General features: G+C 62.3%; 11 protein-coding genes. 2 read left to right on the forward strand and 9 right to left on the reverse strand.

What is annotated here, in order from left to right; genetic code table 11:
• Positions 1 to 3 precede the first annotated feature (3 nt).
• The 8 genes from DWU98_RS22190 to DWU98_RS09075 all read right to left on the reverse strand — a co-directional run bounded on the left by DWU98_RS22190 (position 4) and on the right by DWU98_RS09075 (position 8,334).
• Positions 4 to 168 carry a hypothetical protein gene (locus tag DWU98_RS22190; RefSeq protein ID WP_230474768.1) on the reverse strand — a complete coding sequence of 55 codons (165 nt, stop codon included), beginning with the start codon at positions 166 to 168 and terminating at the stop codon, positions 4 to 6.
• Positions 169 to 594: 426 nt separating this feature from the next.
• Complete coding sequence (locus DWU98_RS09045) at positions 595 to 987, reverse strand: phasin family protein (RefSeq protein WP_115495231.1); 393 nt, start codon at positions 985 to 987, stop codon at positions 595 to 597.
• 153 nt (positions 988 to 1,140) lie between these two features.
• Entirely contained in the window at positions 1,141 to 1,503 is a 363-nt protein-coding gene (queD, locus tag DWU98_RS09050; RefSeq protein ID WP_115495232.1) for a 6-carboxytetrahydropterin synthase QueD, read from the reverse strand.
• 57 nt (positions 1,504 to 1,560) lie between these two features.
• The gene (gene zwf, locus DWU98_RS09055) at positions 1,561 to 3,000 is read right to left on the reverse strand and encodes a glucose-6-phosphate dehydrogenase (RefSeq protein WP_115495233.1); all 1,440 of its coding nucleotides are present in this window, start codon (positions 2,998 to 3,000) and stop codon (positions 1,561 to 1,563) included.
• A gap of 2 nt (positions 3,001 to 3,002) precedes the next feature.
• Positions 3,003 to 4,046: a phosphogluconate dehydrogenase (NAD(+)-dependent, decarboxylating) gene (gene gnd / locus DWU98_RS09060; RefSeq protein ID WP_115495234.1), complete on the reverse strand. Its 1,044-nt coding sequence runs from the start codon at positions 4,044 to 4,046 to the stop codon at positions 3,003 to 3,005.
• The gene (pgi, locus tag DWU98_RS09065; RefSeq protein ID WP_115495235.1) at positions 4,043 to 6,355 is read right to left on the reverse strand and encodes a glucose-6-phosphate isomerase; all 2,313 of its coding nucleotides are present in this window, start codon (positions 6,353 to 6,355) and stop codon (positions 4,043 to 4,045) included. Before pgi ends, gnd begins: the two co-directional genes overlap by 4 nt.
• Positions 6,352 to 7,425: a transaldolase gene (tal, locus tag DWU98_RS09070; protein WP_115495236.1), complete on the reverse strand. Its 1,074-nt coding sequence runs from the start codon at positions 7,423 to 7,425 to the stop codon at positions 6,352 to 6,354. The genes pgi and tal overlap by 4 nt, the downstream gene beginning before the upstream one ends.
• A gap of 315 nt (positions 7,426 to 7,740) precedes the next feature.
• Positions 7,741 to 8,334: an HAD family hydrolase gene (locus DWU98_RS09075; RefSeq protein ID WP_115495237.1), complete on the reverse strand. Its 594-nt coding sequence runs from the start codon at positions 8,332 to 8,334 to the stop codon at positions 7,741 to 7,743.
• Between the two features lie 209 nt (positions 8,335 to 8,543).
• Here DWU98_RS09075 and DWU98_RS09080 point away from each other — a divergent pair, with 209 nt between their 5' ends.
• Entirely contained in the window at positions 8,544 to 9,425 is an 882-nt protein-coding gene (locus tag DWU98_RS09080) for an EamA family transporter (RefSeq protein WP_115495238.1), read from the forward strand.
• A gap of 49 nt (positions 9,426 to 9,474) precedes the next feature.
• Here the strand turns inward: DWU98_RS09080 and DWU98_RS09085 are convergent, their stop codons facing one another.
• Entirely contained in the window at positions 9,475 to 16,662 is a 7,188-nt protein-coding gene (locus DWU98_RS09085) for an autotransporter-associated beta strand repeat-containing protein (protein ID WP_115495239.1), read from the reverse strand.
• A 521-nt stretch (positions 16,663 to 17,183) separates the two neighbouring features.
• On the opposite strand from DWU98_RS09085, the gene DWU98_RS09090 reads away from it, so the two are divergent.
• On the forward strand, positions 17,184 to 18,101 hold the full coding sequence (locus tag DWU98_RS09090) for a helix-turn-helix domain-containing protein (RefSeq protein WP_158545007.1): 918 nt from the start codon (positions 17,184 to 17,186) through the stop codon (positions 18,099 to 18,101).
• The last annotated feature ends 2 nt before the right edge of the window (positions 18,102 to 18,103 follow it).

An 18,103-nucleotide genomic window follows, 5' to 3' on the forward strand; every position in this document is an offset into this window, starting at 1 on the left:
CGTTCAACCTTTGAATCTGAATGCCAGAAGATTAACCGCATAGGCCGTCACCAGCCCCGTGATGGCGGCCAGCGGCGGCAACTTGTATTGGAACATGATGATGATCAGCCCCCCGACGATCACCATCCACTTCAGGAGCATGCCCGTCATCAGGCGAACCAGCGCCATACCGGCGCCATTCACCTGACTAAACAACCTCGTCGATAGCAGCGCAGTACCTATCGCCACAATCCCGGCCCCAGCCACTGCCGCTATCGCCCATCGGAGCCCACGCACCGAAAAAGCGAGGCCCACGACCATGGCCGCGACTAGCTGCCATAGCAACAGTCGCAGAGCGAGACGCCGACCCGAAGTTAAGCTGTTGAGCACGTGAGGTTCCCGCGGTTTTCGCACCAGGCATTCAACACGCCACGGGTCACGATCCAATCCGTAAAAGTATATCAGCGTGACTTTTGGCCCAGCAAGCCGAACGCTATGCGGCACCCAGTCCCGGGGGGATTTTCGGACACGCCCACGCGGACAAGAAAAAGGCCGGGCGCGAACGCCCGGCCTAAGTGCACATCGCAAGGGGAGTCACGACATGCGAGAGGGTAATTACTTGGCGGCAGCGGCCTTCTTGATGGCGGCAACCGGAGCGGCGACGGCCTCGTTGGCGGCCTTCTGCTGTTCCTGGACGAGCGCATTGAGGGACTCGGCAGTCTTCTGCGCCACGGCGATCACGTCCTTGCTTACGCTGACAGCGCTCTCAGCCTGCTCACGGGTGAGCGAAGCACCCTTTTCCCACAAGCCGCGCAGGGCGTCGACATCACGCACTTCGACCGCCTGGGCGACGAAGTCGGCGGTGGCCTGGGCCTGCTTTTCCAGCGCAGCGAGCTGCAGTTCGGCAACCTGCTCGAAGCCCTTGATGGCCAGCGCATGTGCCTTGAACGCGTTCTCGGAAAGCTGCTTGGCGTAAGCAAAGATCTGGGAGTTCAGCTGCTGAGTCATGACGTGTCCCTCTCGGGGAGAATTTAGGAGTGAGACGAATCTTAGCAAGGGTTTTTGTGCGGTGCAATATGTTTTTTGTTAAATGCTCCTGATGTCACAAAAAATTCAACTCATTCATGGAGTTGATGACGGAATCGTGAATTTTGCGACGCGTCAAAAGCTCTCGCGCGTGCAGCTTGCCCCCGAGGTACAGGTCTCATGCACCACAACTTTGTCCAGCCCAGGCAGGGCCAGCTCCAGGCGCTTCCAGATCCACCGCGCCAGCATCTCGCTGGTGGGGTTCTCCAATCCTTCGATGTCGTTGAGATAACGGTGATCGAGTTGATCGTAGATGGGCGCGAATGCGGCTTTTACGTCGGCGAAATCCATCACCCAGCCGAGCGTGGGATCAGGTTCGCCGCGCAGATGAATCTCGATGCGGAAGGAATGGCCATGCAGGCGCGCACATTTGTGCCCTTCCGGCACATGGGGAAGGCGATGCGCAGCCTCGATCTGGAAGACTTTGAAGATATGCATCGCCCTATTCTACCCGCGCCGCGGGATGGGCTCTGTTCCGGCGCCCGCAGGTGATGCCTAAACATCACCGTTACGCGCAATCGATCGCCACGCATGCCCCGGGTCGAGCAGGCGCTTCTGCGTAGACGGTCCATCGGAACCGGCGGCGTAGAAATCCGGCGCACCGCTTTGCCATGCCTCCAGCACAGGCGTGAGCAGCTTCCACGCCCACTCCACTTCGTCGAAGCGCAGGAAGTGCGTACGGTCGCCTTCGATGGCATCCATCAGCAACTGCTCATACGCAGAAAACTCGCGATCTTCCGGGCTCGCATACGGCGCCGTGAGCACCACCGGCCGCCCGGCCAATTCCAGGCCAGGACGCTTGGCGGTCACGAGCAGGTCCATCTGCTCGGTTGGACGAATGCGGAAGATCATCCAGTTGTTGCCCGCCTGCACGGCTTTGGGCAGCGCACCGGGCACTTCGCGAAACTGCACGGCGATTTCCGAATAATTGGTGGCCAATCGTTTGCCGCTACGCAAGTAGAACGGCACGCCACGCCAGCGCCAATTGTCGATCTCCAGGCGCAACGCGGCGAACGTTTCGGTGCACGAACTGCGCGCGATGCCCGGTTCATTGCGATAACCGGGCACTTTCTTCCGACCGATCTGCCCGGCGCGATACTGCCCCCGCACTGCATGTGCGTTCACGTTGGCCGTCGTGATCGGCACGGTTGAGCGCAACACTTCCACCTTGTGGTTGCGCAACACTTCCGGATCCCATTCGGCCAGCGGCGCCATCGCAGTAAGACTGAAAAGCTGCATCAGATGGTTCTGCAGCATGTCGCGCAACGCGCCTGCCTTGTCGTAATACGCCGCACGCTTTTCCACGCCCAGGGTTTCGGCGTAAGTGATTTGCACTTGTGCGATGTGCTGTGCGTTCCAGATTGGCTCGATAAAACGATTGGCGAAACGAAACACCATCAGGTTCTGCGTGGTTTCCTTGCCAAGGAAGTGATCGATGCGCAGGATCTGCTGTTCATCCCAATGTGTATGCATCGTCTGACGCAAGGCCTGCGCGGAAGCCAGATCGGTACCGAACGGCTTTTCCACCACCAAGCGACGCCAGCCGTTGCGTGGACTTTTCGCAAACCCCGCCTCACCCAACGCGCGTGCCGCGACGCCGAACAGCGGCGGCGGCAACGCAAGGTAGAACAGCGCCGTGGGATCGAGCTTGTCCTTGAGCGCGAGCAGCTGATCGGCCTGCAATTGGCCGCCCACGTAATCGAGCTGGCGTCGAAAGCGGTTCCACTGCGCCGGTGTGTAGTCCGGCGAAAACGCCTGCAGCGCTTTGTGGATGTGCTGCTCGAACCGCTCGCGACTCCACGGCTCCATCGCATAACCGATAATGCGCAGGTCGCGTGTCAAACCCAGCGCGTGCAGACGATACAGCGCAGGCATCAGCAGGCGCTTGGTAAGGTCACCGCTTGCGCCGAGAATCACCAGCGTAGTGGCCGCCATGGCTAACCCTTACCCTCAGTTTTCTCTTGATGGCCGCCGAAGGCATGACGCATGGCGGACATCACCTGGTTGGCGTACAGATCGTTGCCCTGCGACGTGAAGCGGCCGAACAGTGCCGCGGTAAGCACCGGCACCGGCACGCCTTCATCGATCGCCGCCTGCGCGGTCCAGCGGCCTTCGCCCGAATCGGATACGCGGCCGGTGTAGCCTTTCAGACTTGCATCGCGCGCCATTTCGACCGCCGTCAGATCCAGTAGCCACGACCCGATCACGCTGCCGCGTCGCCACAGTTCCACGACATCGCCAATGGGGAAGTCGTACTGATAAAGCTCGGGACGTTCCAGCGGCGCGGTTTCCGCATCGGCCGTGCGCGTTTGCTTGCCGGCATTGGCGTTCTTGAGCACGTTGAGGCCTTCGGCATACGCGGCCATCAGCCCGTATTCGATACCGTTGTGCACCATCTTCACGAAGTGCCCGGCGCCATTCAAGCCGCAGTACAGATAGCCCTTCTCCGCCGGCGACGGTTCGCCACTGCGGCTTTCACTGCGCGGTGCGGCATCCACGCCGGGGGCCAGTGCGGCGAAGGCGGGTTCCAGCCGTTTGTAGGCTAGTTCAGGGCCGCCGATCATCTGGCAATAACCGCGTTCGCGTCCCCACACGCCACCGCTCACGCCGACATCCACATACATCACCTGATGGCGGTTCAGCGCTTCGGCGCGACGCAGGTCTTCCACGTAGTGCGAATTGCCGCCGTCGATCACCGTGTCGCCTGCATGAAGCAGCGGCACCAATTGATCGAGCACTACATCCACCACCGCCGTGGGCAGCATCAGCCACACATTGCGCGGCGCGTCGAGCTTGGCGACCAGATCCTGGATGGATTCGGCCGCCGTTGCGCCATGGCTGGTCGCTTCGCGACGCGCTTCCACGTGCGTGTCGAACACCACGCAATCGATGCCCGCTTCCTGCATGCGGCGAACCATGTTCAAACCCATGCGGCCCAGTCCGATGAAGCCGAGCTGCAAGCGTGCCTTGTCCGCACTCATGTCAACTTCTCCCACAGCCGGAATCCACCGGTGAATGCATTGTGATTGTCGCCACGCCGCGCACCGGTCGGCAGCTCGGTAAGGTGGCGCACGTTGCCGCCGCCAAGCACGACGTAATCAGGCTCGAGGGCGGCCTGAAGCTGTGCAACCACGTCAAAGACGTGCGCCTGCCATTTCTTCTTGCCATGTGCCTTCATGCCGCGCGTGCCGACATAGTCTTCAAACGTGCCTTTCTTGTACGGAAGATGCGCCAACTCCATCGGCTCGACGGTACCATCGACGATGAAGGCCGAACCAAGCCCCGTACCCAGCCCAAGGAACAACATGCGCCCACCCTCATAGCTGCCGAGTGCCTGCATCGCTGCATCATTGATGATTTTCACCGGGCAACCGAAAGCCTGAGTGAAATTGAAACCCACCCATCCTTTGCCGAGGTTGTACGGTTCACGTGCGATGCGCTCGTGGATGACCGGGCCGGGATAGCCCACTGCAACGGCATCGTATTTCCAGCCGCGTATTGCCGCGCGCAATTGCTTGACCATTTCCGGCGGTGTCAGCTTGCGATTGGACTTGATCTCCACCTCGCGCTTGTTGCCGGTCAGCATTGCCTTGACGTGGCTACCGCCGATGTCGATCACCAACACCTTGCGCTGATGCGAAGGCGTGACACCGGCACCTTCTTCTGCCTTGCGACGCGCCTTGCGATACCAAGTGATTGCCGCATTGGTGGCACTGTCGTGATGGAGCGCCTTGCGCGGCGATTCGATTTCGTCCACCACCCGCAACGCCAACTGCTTGCCCAGTTCCACGCCCCATTGATCAAAGGGATTGATGTCCCAGATCGCCGCCTGCGTGAACACGATGTGTTCGTACAGCGCGATGAGCGCACCCAGCGTGTGCGGGGTAAGACGCTCGGCCAGCAGCAGACTGGATGGACGATTGCCTTCGAACACACGATGCGGCGCAAGCGCTTCATCGATGCCTTCGGCCAGCACCTGCTCCAACGTCTTGCCCATTGCCAGCGCTTCGGCCTGGGCGATCACGTTCGCCAACAGCAGATCGTGATGACGTCCGTACGGATTGAGCGATTGCCCGAAGCCGACGAAATCGCACGGAATCAGCCGTGTCCCCTGGTGAATGAGCTGATAGAACGAATGCTGCCCATTGGTGCCCGGCTCGCCCCAGTACACCGGCCCCGTGGCGTAGTCGACCTGCGCACCGCCAAGGGTGACGTGCTTGCCGTTCGATTCCATCGTGAGCTGCTGCAGATACGCCGGAAAGCGTTTGAGATACTGCTCGTACGGCAATACCGCCTGCGTTTCGGCGCCGAAGAAATCGGTGTACCACACGCCGAGCAAGCCCATGATCACCGGCAGATTGCGTTCCAGCGGGGTGGTGCGGAAGTGCTCGTCCATCGCGTGAAAGCCGGCCAGCATCTCGGCAAACGCATCTGGCCCCACCGCGATCATGGTGGAAAGGCCGATCGCTGAGTCCATCGAATAGCGGCCGCCGACCCAATCCCAGAAACCGTACATCTGCCCGGTGGAAATGCCGAATTCTTCCACTGCTTTCGCATTGGTGGAAAGCGCGACGAAGTGCTTGGCCACCGCGCCTTTGTCGCCGCCGGCCGCTTTCATCAACCAATCGCGCGCGCTGTGCGCGTTGGTCATGGTTTCCAGCGTGGTAAAGGTCTTGGAGGCGACGATAAAAAGTGTTTCATCCGGGCGCAGATCGTGCACTGCTTCGGCAAAGTCGGTGTAATCGACGTTGGACACGAAACGCACGGTCAGCTTGCGGTCGCTGTAATGGCGCAAGGCTTCGTACGCCATCACCGGACCCAGATCCGAACCACCGATGCCCACGTTGACGATGTTGCGAATCGGCCGACCAGTAAAGCCAAGCCAGCGTCCTTCGCGAATGGCGTGGGCAAACGTACCCATGCGCTTGAGCACCTCGTGTACCTGGGGCACGACGTTCTCGCCATCGACCTTGATCGTCTTGCGGGCCGGCGCACGCAGGGCAACGTGCAAGGCGGCGCGCTGTTCGGTGGTGTTGACCTTTTCGCCCGCGAACATGGCATCGCGCCGCGCTTCCAGGCCGCATTCGCGCGCCAGCGCAAACAGCTGTTCCAGCGCCTGATCATCGATGCGGTGCCTGGCGTAGTCCAGGCGCCAGCCGGCGGCTTCGGCGCGATAACGCTCGGCGCGGCCAGGGTCGGCCGCGAACATGTCGCGAAGGTGTCGCGTTGCCAATTCTTTTTGATGCGCGGTCAGGGCGCGCCATGCCGGTTTCTCGCGCAAAGCGCTCATGCAGCGGCTCCCATGCGTTCGCTGACGGTATCCACCAGTTCACGCCAGGATTTGACGAACGAATCGGCGCCTTCTTTCTGCAGCACTTTCGCCAGCTCTTCCATGGTGATGCCGTGCGCTTGGAACTGCGCCAGCGTGCCGGCGGCGCTGGGATCATCCAGCGGCATCAGGCGTTCGGGCTTACCGTGGTCGGCGAAGGCGAGCAGCGTTTTTTCCGGCATCGTGTTGACGGTCAGCGGCGCGATCAGGTTCTCGATGTAGAGCACGTCGCTGGCGCTCGTATCCTTGGTGCCGGTGCTTGCCCACAACAAGCGCTGCACGTGCGCGCCAGCGTTTTGCAGACGCTGCACGCGCGGCGAATCGAGCAGCGCGCGGTACCTGGCGTAGATCTGCGCGCACACCGCGAAGCCGAGCTTGTTGTGCAGTTCCGTGGGTACTTTGTCCGCCACTTTCACGTCCCAGCGGCTGATGAATACCGATGCGACCGAGGCGATGTCCAGATCGAGCCCCGCCGCATGGCGACGTTCCAGACCACGCAGCCACGCTTCGGCCGCCGCCTGGTACTGGTCCGGCGAGAACAGCAGCGTGACGTTGATGGGAATGCCACGGAAGATCAGCTCTTCGATGGCCGGCACACCCGCCGGCGTCCCAGGCACCTTGATGAAGAGGTTGTGCACGGCCGCTTGCTTATGCAGCGCCACGGCCTGCTCGATCGTGCGCTGCGTGTCATCGGCCAGGAGCGGCGACACTTCCAGCGACACCCAGCCGTCCACGCCATGCGTGTGCTGGTAGACAGGTTCGAAGATGGCGGCCGCGCGACGCAGATCGTCGATGGCCAGGCCGAAGAACACCGTTTCCGGATCGGCATGTCCGGCCGCGCGGATGGACGCATCGTAATCTTTGCCGGACTTGATGGCCTGGGCGAAGATCGTGGGGTTGGAGGTCAGGCCGGTCACCGCTTTGTGATCGCGATAGCCAAGCAGGGTGCCGTCACCCAACATGCCGCGGGTGATGTTGTCCAGCCAAAGACTCTGTCCGAGCCCATTGAGCGTGCGGGTGGGGTTCTCCATTGCGTTACTCCTGATGAAATGATGCCAATTGTTCAATCGGGCCACAGCCCGCGATGCTGCGGGATGCGAAAGCTGACGGGCCCATCCATGTGCATCCATGCGCAGGACCATGTCTACGCCAGTGCCGCAACGCATTCGCTCGGTCTTCCCGCGCGGGGTGCGGAGTCTGGCGGCAGGTCAACGAGCATAATCCTTTTGATGTAGGGCGCCACCCATCAGGTTATCAAGCCCCACATCGCCGCCTGATGACAGTTGGGACTATGCGGGCAGATGACCGCGGCATTCGGAAACCTTGACGTCGCATCAACGGCATCGTTACGCCAATGCTTGCCAGCGGTAATATTTGTGGTGCGCCATGCTCAGCATGTCGAGGTCTTCCGGGGTATCGCCGTAGGCATACACCAGCGGGAAACGTTCCAGCTCGCAAGTCTCGCGCACGCGCCTGGATTTCTCCGTACCGACACATTGCAGCCCGCGATAGCGACCCGTGAGGCGTCCGTCGACGATTTCAAGGCGTGAGCAGATCACATCGAGCCCGTGCTGGCTGCACCAATGTTCGAGATACACATCCAGTGCACCGGACACCACCACGATCTTGTCGCCTTGATCCCGGTGCCATTGGATGCGCTTCAACGCCTGCGGTCGCAGCGCGGCTGGCAGCATTTCTTCGGCGAAGCGCTGCCCCATCATCCGCACATGCGTGGCCGGGACGCCGCGAAAGCCGAATCGGATCGATTGCGCGCGAATCGTGCTTCCCGACACCATGCCGAGCTTGTAGCCGGCCACCAGCGGCGCAAACAGAGGCATGCCGAGCATCAGCCTGCGCCGCGGGGCGGCAAACTGCATGAAAGCTGCAAACATTTCCCGCTGCGTGATCGTTCCATCGAAATCAAAAAGCGCCAGATTCATGCGTTGATGCGTGCCTCATTGCCAAATCGCCCAGCAAGCGGTTGAGAAACCGTTATCCGCTCGCGCTCAACTCCGCAGTAGAAGAAAATCGCTGCGATTCTGATCACTGTTGCCGCCCGCTGTCAGCAGCTTCCCGAAGAACAGCAGCTTTTCCCACGGCGCATGGGCATTATGGGATCACTCCCTGTCCCTTACGTTGCCGCTGCCAGATGTCTCAACGCTCCTCCTTCGGCCCTCTGCTGCTGGCGATATGCGCGCTGCTGGTAAGCATGACGTCGTATCAATGCGGCGCGGCCATTGCCAAACAGCTTTTCCCGATGGTGGGTGCGCAAGGGGCGACCGCGTTCCGGCTTGGGCTTGGCGCGATCATGATGCTGGCGGTGCGGCGCCCCTGGCGCACCCTGCGAAAAGGTGTCGGTTCGCGCGCGTTGTGGGGTTATGGGTTGTCGATCGGCGCGATGAACCTGGTGTACTACATGGCCTTGCGCACGATCCCATTGGGCATTGCCGTGGCGCTGGAATTCACCGGCCCGTTGGCGATTGCGCTGTTCGCTTCGCGCCATCGGTGGGATATCGGCTGGATCGCGCTGGCGGTGATCGGCTTGCTGTTGTTGTTGCCGCTGCATGGACAAACGCATGCGCTCGATCCGAAGGGCGTGCTGTATGCGCTGGCCGCCGGCGTGGGTTGGGCGCTGTACATCCTGTTCGGACAGAAGGCCGGCGCAGAGTTTGGCTCGGACGCGGTGACGCTCGGCATTGCGATCGGCGCATTGCTGACCGTACCCGTAGGCATCGCGCATGCCGGCACCGCGCTGCTGTCGCCCGCACTGCTGCCGCTGGGCCTGGGCGTGGCGTTGTTGAGTTCGGTGCTGCCGTATTCGCTGGAAATGATGGCGCTGACGCGTCTTCCAGCACGCACGTTCAGTGTATTGGTGAGCCTGGAACCGGCCATCGCTGCCCTGGCCGGCGCAGCCTTTTTGAGTGAACGACTGGACGCACTGCAATGGCTGGCCATCGCGGCCATCATCGTGGCGTCGGCCGGCGCCACCTGGGGTGCGCGCCGGCCAGTGGCTGAGCCATTGCCGGGTTGAGTCTTGCGCGAAAGGGATAGCGCCACGAAGGACGCCATCCCCGCCATCATCAGAACGAAACGCGCACGCCGGCGGTGACACCGTAGGAGCCGCGTCGCGCACCCACTTCGTCGGTCAGGCCACCGTACAGATACGTAGCATGGCTCAGACGCAGCGTGCCGTTGGCCTGGAACTGCGCGAAGCCACGGCCGATCTGCGGCGCCTTGGTCATGAACGACTCGTCTTCGATGGTCGCCTGCACGGCTGGCGACAGCAGTCCGCGACTGTCTTCGCCCACCGCAGCACCAAAACGATAGGTGACCTCGCTCAACAGCGGATCCTGCTGCATGGAGCCCAGGTTGACGCCCACCAGCGCGCGCGTACCGGCGGCCGACAAGCGCGCCACTTGCAGTGCGGCGGGCGAATCAGTGCCTTCACTCATGCCGCCGCGATCGAACTGCTGCCAAGTTAGGCTGGCATACGGTTCGACGTGCATGCTGCCCACGCTCATCGGCATGCGTGCCGTGACGTCCGCCATGGTGTTGCTGCCACCGCTGCGAGCGTAGAGATTGCCGCTCACGCCGGTGGGATCGGGACGACGCGTAATCCACGTATCGTGACCGCTCGCGACCATGCCATCGACCAGCACCGAGGCGATGGCCTGCTGGCCGTAGACGATGCCATCGTTGCCGCGGATGGTGCCTTGTTGGCTATCGGCATTCACATCGGTGTCGTGATTGGATGCCGCAACACCCAGCACGGTGCCATTTTGCGCAAAGATATCCACGCCCGCGGTGGTCTGGTTGGTGCCCGTCTGGAAGCCCGAGCCCTGCGCATCGGCGCTCCAGCGGTTGCCGTCATGGGTGACATTCGCCCACGCCTGATGTGCGCTCTGTTGACCGGTGACGTCGCTGTCGTCCGTGGTCAGATGACCGAGCGTATCGCTCTGCATCGCCAGACCCGTGGCGCGCGCGGCGGCGGCCTCATCGGCATAGATTTCGCCGGACAGATTGGTCATCACGCCACCGAGCTGCGTGGCCTTGGCGTCGGCCAGGGCGAACAGCAACTGGCTTTGGCCGCTGCTGGCCGTGCCGGCCGCTTGCAGGTTGAGCGCGGCATCCAGCGCACCGGCCAGGTTCAACGCATTGCGATTCGCATTCGAACCGGCGATCAGGCTCGCGTACGAATCGGGCACGACACCCAGTTCGATGCTGTGGTTGTTGTCGACGTTATAGAACGCAACCATGCGCGTATCCGGCGCGAGACCGGTCGGCTGAGTCAGCGCGCTGAACTGGCCGACGATGCCGCCCTGCGCCAGCACGAACTGATACACATCACCGATCTGTGGCGTGTAGGTGTTGGATGCATTGCCGGTGATTCCGCGCAGCAGTGGCATGAGCGTGCCATTGGCGATGAATTGGCTATTCGCACCGGTGATGATCAGGCGCGAGTAGTTGCCTTTGCCCGTGCCGGTGCCCAGTCCGTCGATGTCTTCTTCGTACGTGCTGCCTGCATTCATCGTCACGCTGCCGGTCACCGTCAGCGTGCCGGGCGAATTGCCCGGTGCCAGGCGGCCATCCACTTGGATCGGCCCCGTGATCACGCCCACACCACGCAGTTCACCCTGCGTGTAGACCGAAACATTGCTGACCAGACTGCCATTCGCGCGCAGCATGCCTTCCTGCACGCAGGTGCCCCCGGAGAGCACTTCATTACCGGTGAAATCCAACGTGCCCGAGCCGCTCTTGACGAAGCAGCCGCTACCGCTGGTCTGCTGGATGTTGCCAGCCATCAGGGTGCTGGTGCCGGCATTGACGTTGACGCCGACGTTGCCGCTTGCCACCACGTTCTGGTTGTTGTTCAAGCTGGCCGTTGTCTGCAGCGTGCCGCCGCTCAACAAAATGGTACCGGTACCGAGCGAAGAGCCGTTATCGATCTGCACCACACCGCCATCGATCAGCGTGCCGCCACTGAACGTATTGGAACCGCTGACGATGAGCGTGCCGTTACCTGTCTTCACCAGACCGCCGGTACCGCTGATGTCACCACTGTCCTGCACGGTCACGCCGGTGAGCGTGTTGAAGTCTGCACCACCGCTTTGAATGACCAGGTTGCGCGAGGTATTCATCGACTGCGTCACGGTCAAGCTGCCGCCGTTGAACGTCACCGGTGTGCCCGCCGCGCCGAGGTTGGCATCGCTGCTCACGACCAGGTTACCGCCATCGAGCGTGGTCCCGCCGGTATAGGTGTTGGCGCCGCTTAGCACTTCCGTGCCGCCGCTCATGCTGACACCGCCATGGCCGCCGATCGTGCCGCTGAAATTGCCGTTGGCGTTCGTCAGCGTCAGGCCATTGTTGCCCAGCGCGACCGTGCCGTTGCCGGCGAGCGAGCCGACCGACTGCGAACCATTGGCGCCACTGATATCGAGCGTACCGCTGTTGTTGATGCTCGATGCGTTGGCATCCGAACCGTTGCCGGTGATCGCCAGCGTCGCATCGGAGGCGACGTTGGTCGCGCCGCTATCCGTGCTGGCGCCGGTCAGTTGCAGCGTGCCCGCGCCGACGTTCAAGCCGCCGGTCGAATCGTCCGCACCCAACACCAGCGTACCGGTGCCGCCCTTGGTGATCGGACCGCTGCCGGTAATCGCGCCGGCAGTGTCGGTCAGGGTCGTACCGGCATCGGTATCGATGTTCACCGCGCCGGTGGCATTGATGTTGCGCGTGGTGGTGAAGCTGGCTGTGTTTTCCAGCGTACCGCCGTTGAAGTTCAACGCACCCGACGCATCGCCGAGGTTGGCATCGCTGCTCACCGCCAAGGTGCCCCCGTTGAGCGTGGTGCCGCCGGTATAGGTGTTGGTGCCTGACAACTCTTCCGCGCCGCCGTTGAGCGAGACGCCACCGTTGCCGCCAATGGCGCCGCTGTAGATGCCGCTGGCATTGGTCAACGCCAGCCCATTGTTGCCCAGCGCGACGGTGCCGTTGCCGGCCAGCGAGGTGATCGACTGCGAGGTATTCGCGCCGCTGATATCGAACGTGCCGCTGTTGTTGATGCTCGACGCACTGGCGTCCGAACCGTTGCCGGTGATCGCTACCGTCGCGCCAGTATTGATGTTGGTAGCGCCGGTATCGGTGCTGACGCCGGTGAGCTGCAAGGTGCCCGCGCCGACGTTCACGCCACCGGTGGAGTTATCGGCGCCCAGCACCAGCGTGCCGGTGCCTCCCTTGTTGATCGGGCCGGTGCCGGTGACCGCGCCGGCGGTGTCGGTCAACGTGGTGCCTGCATCGGTGTCGATGTTGATGCCGGTGGCCGCGTTGATGTTGCGCGTACTGGTGAACGAGGCCGTGCTTTCCAGCGCACCGCCGTTGAAGTTCAGCGCGCCGGACGCATCGCCGAGGTTCGCATCACTGCTCACCATCAGGTTGCCGCCATTGAGCGTCGTGCCGCCGGTGTACGTGTTGGTGCCGGACAGTTCTTCCACGCCGTTGTTGAGCGTGACGCCGCCGTTGCCGGTGATCGCACCGCTATAGATATCGTTGGCGTTGGTCAGCGTGAGGCCGTTGTTGCCCAGGTTGACCGTACCGCTACCGGCAAGGCCGGTGATCGATTGCGAATCATTGGCGCCGCTGATATCGAAGGTGCCGACGTTTTGGACGTCCGACGCATTCGCGATCGAACCGTTGCCGGTCAGCGCCAGCGTGGCCCCGTTCATGACACCCACCGTGCCGGTGTCCGTGCTTGCGCCGGTCAACTGCAGCGTGCCTCCGCCGACGATCACGCCGCCGCTCGAGTTATCCGTGCCCAGCACCAACGTACCCAGGCCGGTCTTGGTAATCGGACCGTTGCCGGTGATCGAACCGGCTGTGTCGGTGAGCGTGGTGCCGCCGTCGACATCGAAGTTGGCCGCGCCGGTCATGGCGATGTTGCGCGTGGTGGTGAACGTGGCCGTGGTTTCCAGCGTGCCGCCGTTGAAGTTCAGCGCGCCGCTGGCGTCACCCAGATTGGCATCGCTGCTCACCTGCAAGGCGCCACCGTTGAGCGTGGTGCCGCCGGTGTAGGTGTTGGCACCCGACAGCGCTTCCACGCCACCGCTCATCGTCACGCCGCCGTTGCCGGTGATCCTGCCGCTGTAGATATCGTCGGCGTTGGTGAGCGTCAGGCCATTGTTGCCGAGAGTGGCCGTGCCGCTGCCCTGCAGGCCGGTGATCGACTGCGAACCATTCGCGCCGCTGATATCGAACGTGCCGTTGTTCTGAACGTCAGACGCGTTCGCGATCGAACCGTTACCGGTCAACGCCAGTGTCGCGCCGTTCTGGATACCCACGATGCCCGTGTCGGTGCTTGCGCCGGTCAGCTGCAGCGTGCCCGTGCCAACGTTCACACCACCGCTGCCGTTGTCGGTACCCAGGATCAGCGTACCGGCACCCGCCTTGTAGATCGGGCCGGTGCCGGTGATGGTGCCGGCCGTATCGGTGAGCGTGGTGCCGTCATCGACATCAAAATCAGCGCCGACGCCGTTCGTTGTGATAGTGCGTGTACTGGTAAACGTTGCCGTGGTTTCCAGCGCGCCACCGTTGAAGTTCAGTGCGCCGGATGCATTGCCCAGGTTGGCATCACTGCTGACCTGCAGCAAACCGCCATTGAGCGTGGTACCACCGGTGTAGGTGTTGGTGCCGGTGAGCGCTTCCACGCCACCGTTCATGGCAACGCCGCCGTTGCCGGTGATCGTGCCGGTGTAGATATCGTTGGCGTTGGTGAGCGCCAGGCCATTGTTGCCAAGATTGACCGTGCCGCCGCCTTGCAGGCCAGTGATCGATGCCGCACCGTTCGCGCCGCTGATGTCGAACGTGCCATTGTCGATCACATCTGACGCGCTCGCGATCGAACCGTTGCCTGTCAATGCCAACGTCGTACCACCGGTGATGTTCATCACGCCGGTATCGGTGCTGACACCCGTCAGTTGCAGCGCGCCCGCGCCGACGTTCACACCACCAGTGGAATTGTCGGCCCCAAGCACCAGCGTGCCCGCACCCTCTTTGTTGATCGGGCCGTTGCCGGTGATCGAACCGGCCGTGTCGGTGAGTGTGGTGCCGCCGTCGACATCGAAGTTCGCCGCGCCGGTCATGGCAATGTTGCGTGCGCTGGTGAACGAGGCCGTGCTTTCCAGCGTGCCGCCGTTGAAGTTCAGCGCGCCGCTGGCATCGCCCAGATTTGCATCGCTGCCCACCTGCAAGGCGCCACCGTTGAGCGTGGTGCCGCCCGTATAGGTATTGGTGCCGGTCAACGCTTGCACGCCACCGTTCATGATCACACCGCCGACGCCGTTGATCGTGCCGCCGTAGCTGTCGTCGGCGTTCGAGAACGTAAGACTGTTGCCGCCCAGGTTGACCGTACCGTTGCCGGCAAGACCCGTGATCGACTGACTGTTGTTGGCACCGGAGATATCGAGCGTACCGTCGATGATGACGTTGGAGGCATGGCTGATCGAACCATTACCCACCAATGTCAGCGACGCGCCACTGTCGACGCTCACGTCGCCCGTGGCCGCGCTGGCACCGGTCAATTCCAACAGACCGGCACCAACGAGGATGCCGCCTGTCGCATTGTCGGCGCCCAGGATCAGCGCACCTGCACCTTCCTTTTCGATCGAGCCCGTGCCCGTAATGGTGCCGGTCGTATCGGTAAGGGTAGTGCCCGCGTCGGTGTTGAAGACCGCGTTACCCGCCACGTTGATGTTGCGGGAGGTGGTAAAGCTGGCGGTGTTTTCCAGCGCGCCGCCGTTGAAGTTCAGCGCGCCGGAGGCATTGCCCAGGTTGGCGTCGCCGCTGACTTGCAACGTACCGCCATCGAGATAGGTGCCGCCGGTGTAGGTGTTGGTGCCGCTCAGCGCCTGCGCGCCGCCGGCCATGGTCACGCTACCGGAACCATTGATGGAGCCCGCGAAGGTGCTGCCGTTGCCGTTGGTAATGGTCAGCCCATTGCCGCCGAGAGTGACGGTGCCGTTACCGGCCAGGTTGGCGATGGATTCGTTGCCATTGGCGTTACTGATATCGAACGTGCCGTTGTCGGTGAGGCCCGACGACGACGCAATCGAACCGGCGCCGGAAAGATCGAGCTCCGCGCCCGCATTGATCGTGGTGCTGCCGGTATAGGTGTTGACGCCGGTAAGCGTCAGCGCGCCGCCTGAACCACTGTTGGCGATGGTCAGGCTGCCCGGCGTGCCCGCCGTGTTGTCGCTGATCGGGTTGGAAATGGTGGCACTCTGCCCGGCCAGATCCACCGTGCCGTTGTTGCCGGTGATGCTGAAGGTATAGGGCGTCAGATCCGTGCCATCGAGCACCAGGGTGCCGCCGTCCAACACCGGCAACAGCGTGGCCGGGCTGGAAGCAAGACCCGAAGCGTTGTCGGTCGAGGTGATATTGGTGGCCGTCGATCCCGCATTGACGGTCTGCGCCGGCGTGGCCGATGCGGTAAAGCCCGAAGTGCTTTGCGGCGTGCAGTTGGCAGCCGGGCCGGTGAGCGTTGCGCAGGGGCCGACGAATACGCCCAGTTCCACGCCATTGCTGGTGCTGGCCGGATCCGTGGACAAAGCCGTGAAGGTCACCGTGTACTGATCGCCAGCGGTGAGGTCGATACCCTGATAAATGCCGTCGAAGCTGCCCACCGCGCCGTCGTACCAGGAACCGGCGGTGCCCTCACCGACATTGGTGGTGCTCGCGCCGCCGGAATTGGGTGCCTCCCAGTACCCGGCGTAGCTCGGCGTTACACCCGTCTGGTAGACGATGCCCCAGTCCGCCGGTGCTTGCAGGCCGCTTTGCCCACTGACCGTGCCACCTTGCGTCAAGGTCGGATCGGTAAGCAGATTGGTGCTGGTTCCGTCGAGCTCCAGACTGATGTTGCCGAACGTCCAGAAACCCGGATCCTGGCGGAATGCGAACAGAAGGTAATCGTCGCCGGTGCTCCCCGCGGTGAACGTCACCGAATAGTTCTGCCACGAATTGGCAGTCGCGTAGGACGTCTCGCCCGTGCCGCTGTTGTTGATGTCCAGGATGGACCCTGCAGGCAGCGTCTGGGCGTGGCCAACGCTGGTCATACAGGCGAACGCACCTGCCGCGAATACGAACTGCAGCACCAGCGCCGGGCGACTCGTAGCGGGCTTCTTGCGCCGCGAAGACTTATGCGCGCCCTTGGCGATTTCCGGCGCGACGACCAACATGTTGCGCGCCTTGTTGAAAACAAGGCTGAAGATATTCCGATTCATACGTCCCCTAAGACTTCCGTTGCTGTTCGCGCACTAGCGCGATGCGCGCTCATGCATGCCTGTCAGTGCGATGGATGCATGCGCACCTTCCAGGCAACGTGTGCAACGGGTATGCCAGCGCAAAGCAGCTGTGGGCGTGCGCGAAATAACGTCACCTGTTGTCGAAGCCAGTCAGCTTGCGGGCGGTGCAAGCGACATTTCGTCTCCGCGTGAACGCAACGGTGTGAAAATGCGTTTCAGCAGCCATTCCAGAAATGGCCCTGCGTTTCACGTGCGCGCGACGTTTTGTCTCCTTCAATACGACGATTCGTCTCAGGGGCGTCAAGAACGCGCCCAGTGTTACACCAGGCATCTACACCGCGATACCGATACTTGTTGCGTGGCATGACGCAATGGCAATCACCTTGGACTGGCATGCTTTGTGCCACGCCCCGAGGCTGCGAAGTAGAGAGGCGCGAATGCACGAAGCCAGGCAACGATTCCCGGATGCAGTGTTTGCGACGTCCCTGGTCGAACCTGGGATGAGGGCTACCGCTTACCGCCGTTGGCTGCGTCCCATCGCCATGGTGGAGGCGTGCAACGATGCGCCGGTCAGCGCGTCGATCATTACCTATCGACTGGGACAGATCACGCTGGCGCAATCAACGTCGAGCCCGGTCCATTATCTTCGCGACGAAGACACCATCGAAAAAGGTCGCTTCGGCGAGTGCCTGCTTCTGCGCCTGCTGATAAAGGGAAGCGTGCACGGTTGGTTCGGCGATGCCAAGGTGGATATCAAGGAAGGCGACATCTACCTCAGCGACCTCGCCCAAACGTCCGAGGTGTGGCTAGAAGGCGATTGCGCACACATCAACGTCATGATGCGCCGCGCCGACCTGGGCGACATTACGGTGCATGGGCGTGTTCTGCATGGTGAGTGGTTGCCATGCCGCATGCTTCGCGAGCATCTGCTCAACTTCATCGACATCCTGCGGCATTGCGACGCCGACAACGTCAAGGAAATGACCAAGGCAACGATGGAACTGCTGCGCTTCTGCCTGCGCACGGATGACGTAAATAACAAAGATACGGGTTACTTCCTGGATGAAGCGAGGGAACGCATCGTCACCTACATCGACGAACATCTGAGCGAAAGCGACCTCGGCGCCCTGCGCCTGCAACGCGAGTTCGCTGTGTCGCGCTCGCAACTGTACCGGCACTTCGCCGAACTGGGCGGCGTGCAGCACTACATCCGCAACAAGCGCCTGCAAGCCGTGCTGCGCGACCTGTGCAACGAGCCGCATCGAAGCATCACGGACATCATCGAGCGCTACGGCTTCACCACCGAGCGCCAATTCCAGCGCGCCTTCCGCGCCCGCTTCGGCATGACCGCCAGCCAGGTGCGCGCCGATTGGAAATCCAAAGCCATGAGCGACATCTGCGAAGTGATCGAGAACTGATC

The sequence above is a fragment of the Dyella monticola genome (genome assembly GCF_003363155.1).
GTDB classification, from domain to species: Bacteria; Pseudomonadota; Gammaproteobacteria; order Xanthomonadales; family Rhodanobacteraceae; genus Dyella_B; species Dyella_B monticola.

Coding starts and splice junctions, on each gene's coding strand:
- DWU98_RS22190 (WP_230474768.1), bottom strand. CDS start 168: ATGGCGCTGGTTCGCCTGATGACGGGCATGCTCCTGAAGTGGATGGTG.
- queD (WP_115495232.1), bottom strand. CDS start 1,503: ATGCATATCTTCAAAGTCTTCCAGATCGAGGCTGCGCATCGCCTTCCC.
- tal (WP_115495236.1), bottom strand. CDS start 7,425: ATGGAGAACCCCACCCGCACGCTCAATGGGCTCGGACAGAGTCTTTGG.
- DWU98_RS09085 (WP_115495239.1), bottom strand. CDS start 16,662: ATGAATCGGAATATCTTCAGCCTTGTTTTCAACAAGGCGCGCAACATG.
- zwf (WP_115495233.1), bottom strand. CDS start 3,000: ATGGCGGCCACTACGCTGGTGATTCTCGGCGCAAGCGGTGACCTTACC.
- DWU98_RS09090 (WP_158545007.1), top strand. CDS start 17,184: ATGAGGGCTACCGCTTACCGCCGTTGGCTGCGTCCCATCGCCATGGTG.
- DWU98_RS09080 (WP_115495238.1), top strand. CDS start 8,544: ATGTCTCAACGCTCCTCCTTCGGCCCTCTGCTGCTGGCGATATGCGCG.
- DWU98_RS09045 (WP_115495231.1), bottom strand. CDS start 987: ATGACTCAGCAGCTGAACTCCCAGATCTTTGCTTACGCCAAGCAGCTT.
- DWU98_RS09075 (WP_115495237.1), bottom strand. CDS start 8,334: ATGAATCTGGCGCTTTTTGATTTCGATGGAACGATCACGCAGCGGGAA.
- gnd (WP_115495234.1), bottom strand. CDS start 4,046: ATGAGTGCGGACAAGGCACGCTTGCAGCTCGGCTTCATCGGACTGGGC.
- pgi (WP_115495235.1), bottom strand. CDS start 6,355: ATGAGCGCTTTGCGCGAGAAACCGGCATGGCGCGCCCTGACCGCGCAT.